At 68.6% G+C, this 12570-nt stretch carries 12 protein-coding genes and 1 pseudogene; 6 read left to right on the top strand and 7 right to left on the bottom strand.

Annotated features, from left to right (window positions below):
- Positions 1-176: 176 nt before the first annotated feature.
- Both QF037_RS24205 and QF037_RS24200 read left to right on the top strand, forming a co-directional pair.
- Complete coding sequence (locus tag QF037_RS24205) at positions 177-1247, top strand: metallophosphoesterase (RefSeq protein WP_307028567.1); 1071 nt, start codon at positions 177-179, stop codon at positions 1245-1247.
- A gap of 194 nt (positions 1248-1441) precedes the next feature.
- On the top strand, positions 1442-2302 hold the full coding sequence (locus tag QF037_RS24200) for a hypothetical protein (protein WP_307028565.1): 861 nt from the start codon (positions 1442-1444) through the stop codon (positions 2300-2302).
- Between the two features lie 119 nt (positions 2303-2421).
- Here QF037_RS24200 and QF037_RS24195 read toward each other — a convergent pair.
- The 3 genes and pseudogenes from QF037_RS24195 to thiC all read right to left on the bottom strand — a co-directional run.
- Positions 2422-2559 (bottom strand): annotated as a pseudogene (locus QF037_RS24195) (thiamine biosynthesis protein ThiC); the annotation flags it as partial.
- Between the two features lie 32 nt (positions 2560-2591).
- Positions 2592-3965 (bottom strand): VWA domain-containing protein, encoded by a 1374-nt coding sequence (locus tag QF037_RS24190; RefSeq protein ID WP_307028563.1) that lies wholly within the window; start codon positions 3963-3965, stop codon positions 2592-2594.
- Between the two features lie 96 nt (positions 3966-4061).
- Positions 4062-5885 carry a phosphomethylpyrimidine synthase ThiC gene (gene thiC / locus QF037_RS24185; RefSeq protein WP_307028562.1) on the bottom strand — a complete coding sequence of 608 codons (1824 nt, stop codon included), beginning with the start codon at positions 5883-5885 and terminating at the stop codon, positions 4062-4064.
- Positions 5886-6138: 253 nt separating this feature from the next.
- On the opposite strand from thiC, the gene QF037_RS24180 reads away from it, so the two are divergent.
- Positions 6139-7800 (top strand): YibE/F family protein, encoded by a 1662-nt coding sequence (locus QF037_RS24180; protein ID WP_307028561.1) that lies wholly within the window; start codon positions 6139-6141, stop codon positions 7798-7800.
- A gap of 147 nt (positions 7801-7947) precedes the next feature.
- Here the strand turns inward: QF037_RS24180 and QF037_RS24175 are convergent, their stop codons facing one another.
- The 4 genes from QF037_RS24175 to QF037_RS24160 form a co-directional block, all read right to left on the bottom strand.
- The gene (locus tag QF037_RS24175) at positions 7948-8385 is read right to left on the bottom strand and encodes an SsgA family sporulation/cell division regulator (protein WP_307028559.1); all 438 of its coding nucleotides are present in this window, start codon (positions 8383-8385) and stop codon (positions 7948-7950) included.
- 99 nt (positions 8386-8484) lie between these two features.
- Complete coding sequence (locus tag QF037_RS24170; RefSeq protein ID WP_307037345.1) at positions 8485-9219, bottom strand: IclR family transcriptional regulator; 735 nt, start codon at positions 9217-9219, stop codon at positions 8485-8487.
- Between the two features lie 429 nt (positions 9220-9648).
- Entirely contained in the window at positions 9649-9861 is a 213-nt protein-coding gene (locus tag QF037_RS24165; RefSeq protein ID WP_046256474.1) for a DUF5326 family protein, read from the bottom strand.
- Positions 9862-10041: 180 nt separating this feature from the next.
- Positions 10042-10359 (bottom strand): cupin domain-containing protein, encoded by a 318-nt coding sequence (locus QF037_RS24160; RefSeq protein WP_307028557.1) that lies wholly within the window; start codon positions 10357-10359, stop codon positions 10042-10044.
- A gap of 60 nt (positions 10360-10419) precedes the next feature.
- Here QF037_RS24160 and QF037_RS24155 point away from each other — a divergent pair, with 60 nt between their 5' ends.
- From QF037_RS24155 to QF037_RS24145, 3 genes are read left to right on the top strand one after another with little or no spacing between them, the layout of a single operon-like run.
- Positions 10420-10797 (top strand): phage holin family protein, encoded by a 378-nt coding sequence (locus QF037_RS24155; protein WP_307028556.1) that lies wholly within the window; start codon positions 10420-10422, stop codon positions 10795-10797.
- 7 nt (positions 10798-10804) lie between these two features.
- Entirely contained in the window at positions 10805-11296 is a 492-nt protein-coding gene (locus QF037_RS24150; protein ID WP_307028554.1) for a low molecular weight protein-tyrosine-phosphatase, read from the top strand.
- Complete coding sequence (locus QF037_RS24145; protein ID WP_307028552.1) at positions 11293-12432, top strand: cystathionine gamma-lyase; 1140 nt, start codon at positions 11293-11295, stop codon at positions 12430-12432. Before QF037_RS24150 ends, QF037_RS24145 begins: the two co-directional genes overlap by 4 nt.
- Positions 12433-12570 lie beyond the last annotated feature (138 nt).

Here is a 12570-nt window from a genome sequence, read left to right as displayed (position 1 = left end):
AGGCCCTGCCCAATCGGGGCGAAAGCCACGGTGAACAGGAGTCTTGCTCCGATTCACCACCCCTGGGTCATCACATGGCGCGATCCGCATTCCTATGATGGGCCCACGACACCGCGGGCCGCTGCGACCAGGCAGTCCGAAGCGGTGCAGATGCGGCGTGATGGTGGAGGGGTCTGATGACTCAGGGGGCCGGTCAGGGACCCGAGGCGGAGCGGACGGCGACGTTGCGCGACTTCCGGGTGCCCGCGTACGTCCACGAGACCGGCCCGTACGGCCACAGCGCGCACCCCGGTGACGTCGTACCGGCGCACGAGGCGGAGTACCCGGAGGGGTACACGCCCACCGAGCGCAACCTGCCGGTCGTCAACCGAGGTGACACGCTTCAGGTGGCCGTCGACCCCGCGGCGGTCCCGCAGGCCGTCGTCGGGCCGGGCGCACTGTTCGTCGTCGGTGACGTCCACGGCTATCTCGACGAGCTGGTGGCGGCGCTCCAGGAGAAGGGCCTCGTCGACGCGGCCGGCAACTGGTGCGCGGGCACCGCCCGGCTGTGGTTCCTCGGCGACTTCACCGACCGCGGCCCGGACGGCATCGGCGTCATCGACCTCGTGATGCGCCTGTCCGCCGAGGCCGCCGCGGCCGGCGGCTACTGCAAGGCCCTCATGGGCAACCACGAGTTGCTGCTGCTCGGCGCCAAGCGGTTCGGCGACACCCCCGTCAACTCCGGTGCCGGCACCGCCACCTTCCAGGCGGCCTGGCTGCTCAACGGCGGGCAGAAGACCGACATGGACCGTCTCCAGGACCACCACCTCCAGTGGATGGCCCGCCTCGACGCCATGGAGGAGGTCGACGGGCACCTGCTCGTCCACTCGGACACCACCGCCTACCTCGACTACGGCGACTCGATCGAGGCGGTCAACGACACCGTCCGCGAGACGATCACGCGCAACGACGCGGACGAGGTGTGGGATCTGTTCCGCAAGTTCACCAAGCGCTTCTCCTTCCGCGACGAGGGCGGCGCCGACCATGTGCGGTCCCTGCTCGACACCTACGGCGGCACGCGGATCGTCCACGGGCACAGCCCGATCCCCTACCTGCTGGGCGAGGTGGGCTCGGAGGACGGCGAGGACTCGTCGGGTCCGCTGGTCGAGGGACCGCACGTCTACGCCGAGGGGCTGGCCATCGCGATGGACGGCGGTGTGACCATGGCCGGAAAGCTGCTGGTCCAGCAACTGCCGCTGGATATCTGAACGTTCACGGGGCAGCCGATCCCCCATGACGGACTGAGCAAGAAACGACGCAGGCCAGGGCCCAATTTCTGGAAACCCCCTGTCACCGTGTGCCGTCACCGCTCTACCATCGGCTTATCCGTAGCAGGCTCCCCTCCGTTTCTGCCCGACGGCTCACAGTCATGCGAGCCCCAAGCCCTACGGAGCATCGGGGGATGCACATGAACAGCGTTCCGCAGCACCTGCTGATCGAGGACCGCCAGGAGTACGAGCGGATCCTCGATGAGGTGCTGCGCTCCGCCCCACACCGCCCGGAACTGGCCGCTGTGGGACAGCGGCTCAATCCCGAACAGCTGCGCACCATGGCGCTCAACGCCACGGCGATCATCACGGCGGCCGCGGCGACCGAATACCAGCACTACGTGAAGGTCCGCGAGGAACTGCGCCAGCCGGCGCCGTCCACCCCGTCGTCCGTCCGTGAAACCGGCTCCGCGGAGCCGGGCTCGGGCGCGGTGGGGCTCGCCGCCACCATGGGAGAGGTCGCCGAGACCGCCGGCGCGGGCGCCGTCGCCGCGGTCCTGACACCTGTTCTTGCCGGAACCGCCGCGGCGATCTTCCTGCTGGTGGGGTACATCCTGAAAATGCTGGACCCCCAGCCGGCGTTCGCCCAGACGATGCTGACCACCGGTTGGGTGTTCGGCGCGGTGACCGCGGTCGCGATCCTGGTCGCCGCGGTCGGCCTCCTGCTCACCGCCCTGCGCAACCGGCCCTCGCTGGACACGGGGCCGTACGGCGAGCTGAGCGGGGAGGTGGCCCGGGCCAGGGAAGCCTGGCGCGAGGCCCTGCTGGAGCGGGGTGTCCTGCCCTTCATGCGGGACGCGCTGGCCGACCCCGGCACGGCGACCGCCCTGCACCGCCCCGCACCGCCCGCTCCGACCAGCCGTATGCCGAACCTCGGCTACGGCCGTCCGGGCTTCAGCAGCCCGGACGACGGCTCCACCGGCCCCCGGCCCAGCTTCACGAGCCCGGACTACACCAGCCCGGACTTCGGCGGCCCGGAACACCAGCCGGAGTAGCCCCCGGCTTGCGCCCCTCCCCGCGGGGAAACCCGCTTCCGGGGGCGCGCAAGCCGGTCGTCCGGCGCCGCACGGACACCGGACGACCTGCGCCTCCCGCACTCCCCGACGGCCGCAGCTCAGTCGGCGAGCGGCAGATACACCCGGTTCCCGGCGGCCGTGAACTCCTTCGACTTCTGGGCCATGCCCTCCTCGATCTCTTCCTGGTTCCCGCCGTGCCGGCGACGGATGTCCTGGGAGATCTTCATCGAGGACAGCCTCAGCCCTGAGAGGGACCGGAAGAATCAGATCAAATGATGCCGGCCTGGCCGGCGGCAGCAATCCAGGTCGGGAACTCGGACAGGATCCGGTCGTACAGCTCCTGGTCGGGGACTGTGCTGATGTCGTCCACAGCAAAGAATCCGACGTTGTCGACGCGACGGCCCGGCAGGGTGTCGAAGCGTTCCAACACTCCATAGTCGGACTGTCCGAGCCCCACGAACTGCCAGAAGATCGGTTCCTCAACGGCTTCCCGCAACTCTCGCTCGATCATGGCGTTGCGGTGGATGCCACCGTCGGAGAAGAACAGCACCAGGGTGGGGACAGCAGCAGGGGTTTCCTGGACATACGTACGGACTTGGGCGATCGCCTTCTGTTCTTCGTTCTGGATACCCACCATCCGCATGTCGACCTGACCGGGTTCCAACCCTCTGCCAGGCTTCTTACTACGCCGGAAGAGGCTGATCTGTCCCACCCGGACGTGCAGTCGCAGCCATTCGGGAAGGTCCCCGAGTCGCAGATCAGGGAGGCGTGCCGCGTTGGAAGCGAACGTCCAGGCTTGCATGTCACCGTCATCGTCCAACTGCGCGGCCACCGCTGCCATGCGCTCCACAACATCGGCGACGACGCCCTTGGAATAGAGGAAAGACATCGATCCGGAGGCGTCCAGGACCAGGATGACGCGCGCGGTGACTCCGACTGCTCCATGCTTTCTCAGACTCACCGCCACCTGTTCCTTACGCAGGGACAGACGCTTGCGCATATCGACGGGCAGTTGTTCTTCGCCCTTGCTGAGGCGCGGGCCGGCAGATGCCGGGGCCGGGACAGGCGATGGCGAAACAGGTGCCGCCGGGAGCACGGACGCATCCGAGGACGCATCCTCAACGGTGATGCCGAAGTCGGTGGCCAGCCCAGCGAGCCCCGAAGCGTAACCCTGACCGACTGCGCGGAACTTCCACTGCCCCGCCCGTAGGTACAGCTCACCGCCGATGAACGCGGTCTCCGTCTCGGCCTCCATGGGAAACCGTGCGATCTCAGTCCCGCTCACCGCGTCCAGGAGCCTCAAGGTCAGCCCAGGCACCTGCCCGAACGTTCCACCATCGGCCGAAGCGCACAGCACAACTCGCTCGACGGCGGGGTCAAGCAAGCGCAGATTGACCTCGACTGTGTCGGTGAGGACGCCATCAGCACTCTGCTTTCCCAGGTGGGTCACAGCGTTCGACGCATGTTGCGGCTGGTTGTAGAAGACGAAGTCACCATCGTCGCGAACGCGTCCGGCACCAGTGAGCAGCAAGGCCGACCCGTCGACATCGGGCGCGTCAGGCTTTTCGTGCCAAACGAACTCGACGCGCACCGCACGATAATCGACAGGAAGGTTGGCGCCCTTGCCCAATGTTCTCGTCATGGGGGCAGTCTGCCCGCCGAAAGAGCAGGAGGGCAGACTTGCCGAGCTCCCGGGGGAAGCGATGCCCCGAAGCGCCGAGGCATCGCACCCCGGTTCTCACTCCGCGAGTGGCAGGTACACCCTGTTCCCGCTGGCCGCGAACTCCTTCGACTTCTGCATCATGCCTTCGGCGACCTCCTCAGCCGTCGCCCCCGCAGCCGCCGTACCGCCGAACTGCTTTGTGATGCTTTGGCTAATCTTCATCGAGCAGAACTTGGGTCCGCACATGGAGCAGAAGTGGGCCGTCTTGGCCGGCTCGGCCGGGAGTGTCTCGTCGTGGAACTCGCGGGCCGTGTCAGGGTCGAGGGCGAGGTTGAACTGGTCCTCCCACCGGAACTCGAAGCGGGCGTCCGACAGCGCGTCGTCCCACTCCTGTGCGCCAGGGTGTCCCTTGGCGAGGTCCGCCGCATGGGCCGCGATCTTGTAGGTGATGACGCCTGTCTTCACGTCGTCACGATTGGGCAGACCCAAGTGCTCCTTGGGCGTGACGTAGCAGAGCATCGCCGTGCCCCACCACGCGATCATCGCGGCACCGATGCCTGAGGTGATGTGGTCGTACGCCGGGGCGACGTCCGTGGTCAGCGGGCCGAGCGTATAGAACGGTGCCTCCTCGCAGATCTCCTGCTGAAGGTCGATGTTCTCCTTGATCTTGTGCATCGGGACGTGCCCAGGACCCTCGATCATGGTCTGTACATTGAATCGCTTCGCGATCGTGTTGAGTTCCCCGAGCGTCCTCAACTCCGCGAACTGCGCCTCGTCGTTGGCGTCCGCGATCGAACCCGGCCGGAGGCCGTCGCCGAGCGAGTACGTGACGTCGTAGGCGGCGAGGATCTCGCAGAGTTCCTCGAAGTTCTCGTAGAGGAACGACTCCTTGTGGTGCGCGAGGCACCAGGCCGCCATGATCGAGCCGCCGCGCGAGACGATGCCCGTCTTCCGGTTGGCCGTCAGCGGTACGTACGGCAGGCGGACGCCCGCGTGGACGGTCATGTAGTCCACGCCCTGCTCGGCCTGCTCGATGACCGTGTCCTTGTAGATCTCCCAGGTCAGTTCCTCGGCCTTGCCGTCCACCTTCTCCAGTGCCTGGTAGAGCGGCACCGTGCCGATGGGGACGGGGGAGTTGCGCAGCACCCACTCGCGGGTGGTGTGGATGTTGCGGCCGGTGGACAGATCCATGACCGTGTCGGCGCCCCAGCGGGTCGCCCAGGTCATCTTCTCGACCTCCTCCTCGATGGAGGACGTCACCGCGGAGTTGCCGATGTTGGCGTTGACCTTCACCAGGAACCGCTTGCCGATGATCATCGGCTCGATCTCGGGGTGGTTGACGTTGGCCGGGAGGACCGCGCGGCCGGCCGCGATCTCCTCCCGGACGACCTCGGGGGCCACGTTCTCCCGCAGGGCCACGTACTCCATCTCCGGCGTGATCTCACCGCGCCGGGCGTACGCGAGCTGCGTGACCGCTTCACCGTCGCGGCTACGGCGCGGCAGCCGGGGCCGCCCGGGGAACACCGCGTCGAGGTTGCGGAGGTTGCCGCCCCGCGGCGAGGTGTGCTTGATGCCGTCGTCCTCGGGACGGGCGGGACGGCCCGCGTACTCCTCGGTATCGCCGCGGGCGATGATCCAGTTCTCCCGGAGCGGGGCCAGACCCCGCCGTACGTCGGTGTCGACCAGGGGATCGGTGTACGGACCCGATGTGTCGTACAGCGTGACCGACTGCCCGTTGGTGAGGTGCACCTGACGGACCGGCACCCGCAGATCGGGGCGAGAGCCCTCGACATACGCCTTGTGCCAGCCGATGGACTTCCCGATCTCCGCGGACTGTTCGCCCTGAAGGGGCTGTTCGTCCTGGCTGAAGGCAGGCGTGCGCGCGTCCTTGATGGTCATGAGACCTACTCCCTACGCCGGCATTACCCGGTAACAGGTTCGGCGGTCGACGCAGCGGCTTCCGTCTGCCGACGTTTCGTGTGGAACGTCACTCGCTGGTGACGATGTTCCACGTGAAACATCGCTGGGACGGAGGTCAGCGCCCTCTCAGCCCGGTGCTCCGAGCTCCCGCGTGTACAAAGGTGCCCCCACGCTAGCGTCAATTCGGGCGCGGTGAACAGAGGGCCCCTGTCGTTCTTGCGATGATCGGTCGGTGACCACGACACATCAGTCCCCGTTCCCACCGCCCGAGCCTCCTCGCAGGCCCGGTTCCGGAAACGGGCCCGGCAACAGACCCGGGCCCGCGGACGGGCAGGGCGACGGGTACGGCCCGGGCTCCGGCGACTGGCCCGAGCAGGGCAACGGCACAGGTGACTGGTTCGGACAGGAGCCCGGATCGGGCGGCCGGTTCGAGCAGGGGGCCGGTTCCGGTGGCCACGGGCACGACGCGGGTGGCGGACACGGACATGGGCACGGCCCCGGTTCCGGTGGCGGGGGGACCGGCGGTGACGGTGGCGGTGGCGGCGGGCACGGTCACAGCCACAGTCACGGCCCGGCGGCCCCCGTCTCCAAGCACCTGCGCAAGGTCATCGCCGCGATCCTCATCCCCTTCGGCGTCGCCGTGATCGTCGGGCTCGTCGTGCTGTGGCCCGGGGGGGCGCCGGGTCATGAGCGCACCGGCGTCGGCTTCGACCGTCAGACCCAGCAGGCCACGGTCACCAAGGTCGTGAGCGTGAGCTGCAAGTCGGTCAACGCCTCGGGCGAGACCCCGACCGGCGACACCTCCACCGCCGAGGGCTCCTCCGCCCAGCAGCAGGCCGACGGCGACTGCAAGAAGGCGACGATCCGCGTCGACACCGGCGACGACAAGGGCCGTACGTTCACCGAGATCGTGCAGCCGGACCAGTCACGGCAGTTGGACCAGGGCGAGAAGGTCGTGGTCGCCTACGAGCCCTCCGCCCCCAAGGACCTGCAGTACTCGGTCACCGACGTGAACCGCAGGCTTCCCATGGCGCTGCTCGCCGGCATCTTCGCGCTCGCCGTCGTGGTCGTCGGGCGGTTGCGGGGCGTCATGGCGCTGGTCGCGTTGGCCATCAGCTTCATGATCCTGAACTTCTTCATCCTGCCCGCGATCCTGCAAGGCTCGAACCCGCTGGTCGTGGCCGTGGTCGGGGCGAGCGCCATCATGCTGATCGCCCTGTATCTGTGCCATGGACTGTCGGCGAGAACATCCGTCGCGGTGCTCGGCACGCTGATCTCGCTGCTGCTGATCGGCGTGCTCGGCTCGCTGTTCATCGACTGGGCCGCGCTCACCGGCAACACGGACGACAACACCGGCCTGATCCACGGCCTGTACCCGTCGATCGACATGAGCGGTCTGCTGCTCGCCGGTGTCATCATCGGTTCGCTCGGTGTCCTCGACGATGTGACGGTCACCCAGACGTCGGCGGTCTGGGAGCTGCACGAGGCCAATCCGTCGATGGGCTGGCGCGATCTGTACCGCGCGGGCATCCGCATCGGCCGCGACCACATCGCGTCCGTCGTCAACACGCTCGTCCTCGCCTACGCGGGCGCCGCCCTGCCGCTGCTGCTGCTCTTCTCCATCGCGCAGAGCAGCGTGGGGACCGTCGCCAACAGCGAGCTCGTCGCCGAGGAGATCGTGCGCACGCTGGTGGGATCGATCGGCCTGGTCGCGTCTGTGCCGGTGACGACCGCCCTCGCGGCCCTGGTGGTGGCGGCCGACCGGCCTCCGCTCCCTGGCTCCGGGACGGCGCCGGTGGGCGGGCGGCCGGCTCCGGCGGGAGCCCAGTCGATGTCGGCGGGCACCCAGCCGACCGCGGCACGAGGCGGGCGCGGGCGGCGACGCAAGCGCTGACGCCGGCGCCCGCGCCGCCGTAAGAAGGGCTGTACGGCGGCGTACAGCCGCTGTGGCATGCCCCGGGCCCCGCCCAGAGGAGAAGCGTTCCTGCGCGAGCCCCACGCCCGCGCTGAAGCGTTACGCCCCCCTCATGGCCGTAACGCTTCAGCCCGCGCTCTGTTCCTCCGCCAGGATCCGGTCCAGGGCCTCCTCGAGGTGGGCGTCGAAGTCGGCGAGCGCCCCCTCCTGGCCCAGCGGCACCAGCTTGTCGGTGCGGTCGAGGAAGGCGATGAGCGGCGCCGCCGAGGAGCGGAACAGCGCCTGGTCGACACCGACCTGAAGACGGATCAGGACCTCACCCAGCGTGTCCGCCTCGGCGGGCGCGATGCGCACATCCCCGTCCCCGCACGGCCGCCCCACGCCGTCGATCAGCAGCTCACGCCCGAAAGCCCAGGTCACCGGCGCGTCACCGGGCAGATGGAAGGTGAGCCGCACGGCGTAGGGATCGTAGGTCTCGTAGCGCAGCTCCACCGGGATGCGGAAGGCGAGCTCCTCGGACACGAGAAAGCTCATCATGACCTCTGCCTGTACCGACTCACCCATCGTCTACCCCGTCATCTGCCGTCGACTGGCCGGGAATGATCCCTTTGACTGTGGTGGAAGTTTGCTGAAAGTACACGGGAGATCACAAGGAGTGAGTTTTCAGATACTGATAGAGATCGCCAGCGACCCGAGGAGGCGTCCGACCTCGCTCTGCAGCTGACGGGTGGCGGCCGCCAGTCGGTCGGCCTGGTGGGCGGGCAGCGAGATGGCCACCGTCGCGGCGGTGGTGCCCATAGTGATCGGAATCGCCGCGCAGACCGTCCCCAGTGCGTACTCCTGCCGTTCGAAGACCGGTTCCATCCGCCGTGTCCGGTCCAGACGCCGCAGCAGCGTGTGGTTGTCCCGCACGGTGTACGGAGTGATGGCCTGCACGGGGTAGCGGTCCAGGTGGTCGCGGCGGGCGTCCTCGCCGAGCTGGGAAAGCAGGCATTGGCCGATCGCGTGCGCGTGCGCCGTCTCGCGGAAGTCGGCCCATTCCTCGACCGCCGGGTTGCCCGGGGTCTCGGAGACGCACATGACCTCGATCTCGCCGTCCCGGTAGATCGCGTAGTACACGGGTACGCCGATGGCGTCGCGCCAGTGGGCCAGTGTCTCGGCGATCGTGCTGCGACGTTTCTCCTGTGCTCCGCTGCTGCTCAGCCGTTCGGCCGCCTCGCCGAGGAAGAACAGACCCTGGTCCCGGCGCAGATAACCCTCGTGGACCAGGGTGCGCAGCAGGTGGTAGGCCGTGGGCAGGGCGAGGCCGGTCTCGCGGGCCAGTTGTTTGGCGGGGGCGCCGTGTTCGTGCTCGGCGACGGATTCCAGCAGGCGCATCGCGCGCTGCACGGAGCCGATGAGGGTCGTGGAATGCGGTGACTCAGGGGAGTCGGCGGAGACTGGTCTCGGTGCCGGGTTCGATGCCGGTGCCGGGAGTGTCCCCGGGCGCGACCGGCTCGTGGCTGCGGGCTGCTCCGGCGGCCGGAGTCGTGGTTCCGGCGAAGGGTCCGCCGCCCGGACCGGTGCGGGGGCTGCGAGGCGTTCCGCGGGTGCGGTGTCAACCGTGGCCAAGGGTCACTCCCGAAGCGCGAGGGGGCCGCCCGTGTGGGGGACACGGGAGGGGGTGTTCGCCGCTCGCGGGGGATCGTCCCCGCGTCGAATTCCGGACTTTAACCGTCCGCCACCGCTCGCACTCGACCTGTACCGAAACTTCCCCCACCCGAGGGAACCGGCGATTCCTGTTACCGGCCGCCGATCACCGGTGCCGCTCGAGGGTTGCCGTACGCGTCACCAGTCGCCGCGCGACGAGGAACTCGACGTGAACTTGCGCACCACGTAGATCAGTCCGCCGACCAGGGCCACGAAGACCAGCAGCTTGAAGAGCAGTCCGATGACGAATCCGACGACGCTGGCTATCAGCCCGCCGAACACGACCAGGGCGATGACCGGCACCGCGATCCACTTCACCCACCAGGGCAGTCCCGCGAAGAAATCTCCCATTGCTCTCGTCCTTGTCTCTCTGCCCGTCGCTCGTGCCGGGTCCGGTCGAAGACCCGGGCTCGTGATGCCGGATCCTTCTGATGTCCTGCACTCGATGCTAGGGCGGGGAGGGGGCCGGCGGGGGCCTCGCACCCCTTGTCCTCCCCTGACTGATCCCCTAGGGAATCCCGGGGTTCCGGGTCAGCTCTCGGGCGGAGAGAACACCACGAGGACCCGCAGGTCCTCGCTGATGTGGTGGAACTTGTGGGCGACGCCGGCCGGTACGTAGACCACGCTGCCGCGCGCGACCTGGGTGGTCTCCATGCCCACGGTGATCGCGGCGCGGCCGCTCACAACGAAGTAGACCTCGTCCTGATTGTGCGGCTTCTGTGGATCATGTTCACCCGCGTCCAGCGCGTACAGCCCGACCGACATGCTCCGCTCACGCAGAAACTGCAGGTAGGCGCCGTCGTTGGCGGCGCGTTCCGCCTCCAGTTCGTCCAGCCGGAATGCCTTCATCGCCCTTGTCCGCCCTCGTCACACTGCTGATCGCCGATCTCTTCTGCCACGATCAGACACATGAAGAATTTCGTAGTCAAGACGATCGCCAACGCGGGCGCCCTGGCGGTCGCCGTCTGGCTGCTGGACAAGATCACCCTGACCGGTGACAGCACGGGCAAGAAGATCGGCACCCTGATCCTCGTCGCGCTGATCTTCGGCATCGTGAACTTCCTGGTCAAGCCGGTCGTCAAGCTCCTTAGTCTCCCGCTGCTGATCCTGACCCTCGGTCTGTTCACCCTGGTCGTCAACGCGCTGATGCTGATGCTGACCTCGTGGCTGGCCGACAAGGTCGACCTGAGCTTCCACGTCGACGGCTTCTGGACCGCGGTGCTCGGCGCCCTGATCATCTCGATCGTGTCCTGGGCGCTCAACGTCGTCCTGCCCGACGGGGACTGAGCCCCTCGTGACGTACCGCGTCTGCTTCGTCTGCACCGGCAACATCTGCCGCTCGCCGATGGCCGAGTCCGTCTTCCGTGCCCGCGTGGCGGAGGACGGGCTCGACGGCCGGGTCGAGGTCGACAGCGCCGGTACCGGCGGCTGGCACGAGGGCGACGGCGCCGACCCGCGCACCGTGTCGGTCCTCGAGGCTCACGGCTACGACGGCGACCACACGGCCCGCCAGTTCCAGCCGTCGTGGTTCTCCCGCCTCGACCTCGTCATCGCCCTCGACCACGGCCACCTCAAAGCCCTTCGCCGCCTCGCGCCCACCCCGCAGGACGCGGCGAAGGTGCGGCTCCTGCGCTCCTACGACCCGTCCGCGGGCGGCGACCTCGACGTACCGGACCCTTATTACGGGGGGATGGACGGCTTCGAGGAGTGCCTTGAGATGGTGGAGGCGGCGAGCGAGGGTCTGCTCACCGCGGTACGCGAGGACGTGGAAGGACGGGTGGCATGAGCGAGTCGACCGAGGGCAACGGCGAGGGCACGCGCGCGGTACGGGCGGGACTGCCCGAACCGGTCAGGAACGAACCCACCCTGCCGGGCCCGGCCTTCGCCGCCCACTTCCATCTGCCGGGCGAGGTGGGCGGTCCGTACACCTACGGCCGGGACGAGAACCCCACCTGGTCCCTCCTGGAGCGCGCCATCGGCGAGCTGGAGGCACCCGGGCAGGTCGGCCTCCAGACGCTCGTGTTCGCCTCGGGCATGGCCGCCATCTCCTCGGTGCTCTTCTCCCAGCTGCGCTCCGGGGACACGGTCGTCCTGCCGAACGACGGCTACCAGGTGTTGCCCCTGGTGCGCGCACAGCTCGAGGCGTACGGCATCGAGGTGCGGACCGCGCCGACCGGCGGCGACGCCCAGCTGGAGGTGCTGGACGGCGCGAAGCTGCTGTGGATCGAGACGCCGTCGAATCCCGGGCTCGACGTGTGCGACATCCGGCGGCTCGTCGAGGCGGCACACGCGCGTGGTGCCCTCGTCGCCGTCGACAACACCCTCGCGACGCCGCTCGGACAGCGCCCCCTGGAGCTCGGCGCCGACTTCTCGGTGGCCAGCGGCACCAAGCAGCTCACGGGGCACGGAGACGTCCTCCTGGGATACGTCACCGGGCGCGACGGCGAGGCGATGACCGCTGTACGACGCTGGCGCAAGATCGTCGGGGCGATCCCGGGCCCCATGGAGGCCTGGCTCGCGCACCGCTCGATCGCCACGCTCCAGCTGCGGGTCGACCGACAGAACGCGACCGCGCTCGTGCTCGCCGAGGCCCTGAAGGGGCGCCCGGACGTCACGGGGCTGCGGTATCCGGGACTGCCCGACGATCCCTCGCACAAGGTCGCCTCGCAGCAGATGCGGCGCTACGGGTGCGTGGTCTCCTTCACGCTGCCTTCGCGCGAGCGTGCGGAGCGTTTCCTCGACGCGCTGCGGCTCGTGGACGACGCGACGAGCTTCGGCGGAGTGCGTTCCACGGCCGAGCGGCGTGGGCGCTGGGGCGGGGATGCCGTGCCGGACGACTTCGTCCGCTTCTCGGTCGGCGCCGAGGACCCGGAGGATCTGGTGGCGGATGTGCTGCGCGCGCTGGACGAGTCGGCGCGCTGACGCCATGTTCTGCCCGTCCGTGGGGGTCCGGTACGCACAACGGACGGTCCGAGCCTCCCCCCTCGTGGCTCGGACCGTCCTCGGTTCCGCGCGCGAAGAACCGCGCAAGCAAGGCTAGTTGACTCTGCGTCAGTGTCC

This window comes from Streptomyces canus, assembly GCF_030815415.1.
Taxonomy (GTDB): domain Bacteria; phylum Actinomycetota; class Actinomycetes; order Streptomycetales; family Streptomycetaceae; genus Streptomyces; species Streptomyces canus_F.
The sequence above is the reverse complement of the archived record's forward strand: the minus strand, read 5'-3'. Positions and strand labels throughout refer to the sequence as shown.

Coding starts and splice junctions, on each gene's coding strand:
- QF037_RS24205 (WP_307028567.1), top strand. CDS start 177: ATGACTCAGGGGGCCGGTCAGGGACCCGAGGCGGAGCGGACGGCGACG.
- QF037_RS24200 (WP_307028565.1), top strand. CDS start 1,442: ATGCACATGAACAGCGTTCCGCAGCACCTGCTGATCGAGGACCGCCAG.
- QF037_RS24190 (WP_307028563.1), bottom strand. CDS start 3,965: ATGACGAGAACATTGGGCAAGGGCGCCAACCTTCCTGTCGATTATCGT.
- thiC (WP_307028562.1), bottom strand. CDS start 5,885: ATGACCATCAAGGACGCGCGCACGCCTGCCTTCAGCCAGGACGAACAG.
- QF037_RS24175 (WP_307028559.1), bottom strand. CDS start 8,385: ATGGGTGAGTCGGTACAGGCAGAGGTCATGATGAGCTTTCTCGTGTCC.
- QF037_RS24165 (WP_046256474.1), bottom strand. CDS start 9,861: ATGGGAGATTTCTTCGCGGGACTGCCCTGGTGGGTGAAGTGGATCGCG.
- QF037_RS24160 (WP_307028557.1), bottom strand. CDS start 10,359: ATGAAGGCATTCCGGCTGGACGAACTGGAGGCGGAACGCGCCGCCAAC.
- QF037_RS24155 (WP_307028556.1), top strand. CDS start 10,420: ATGAAGAATTTCGTAGTCAAGACGATCGCCAACGCGGGCGCCCTGGCG.
- QF037_RS24145 (WP_307028552.1), top strand. CDS start 11,293: ATGAGCGAGTCGACCGAGGGCAACGGCGAGGGCACGCGCGCGGTACGG.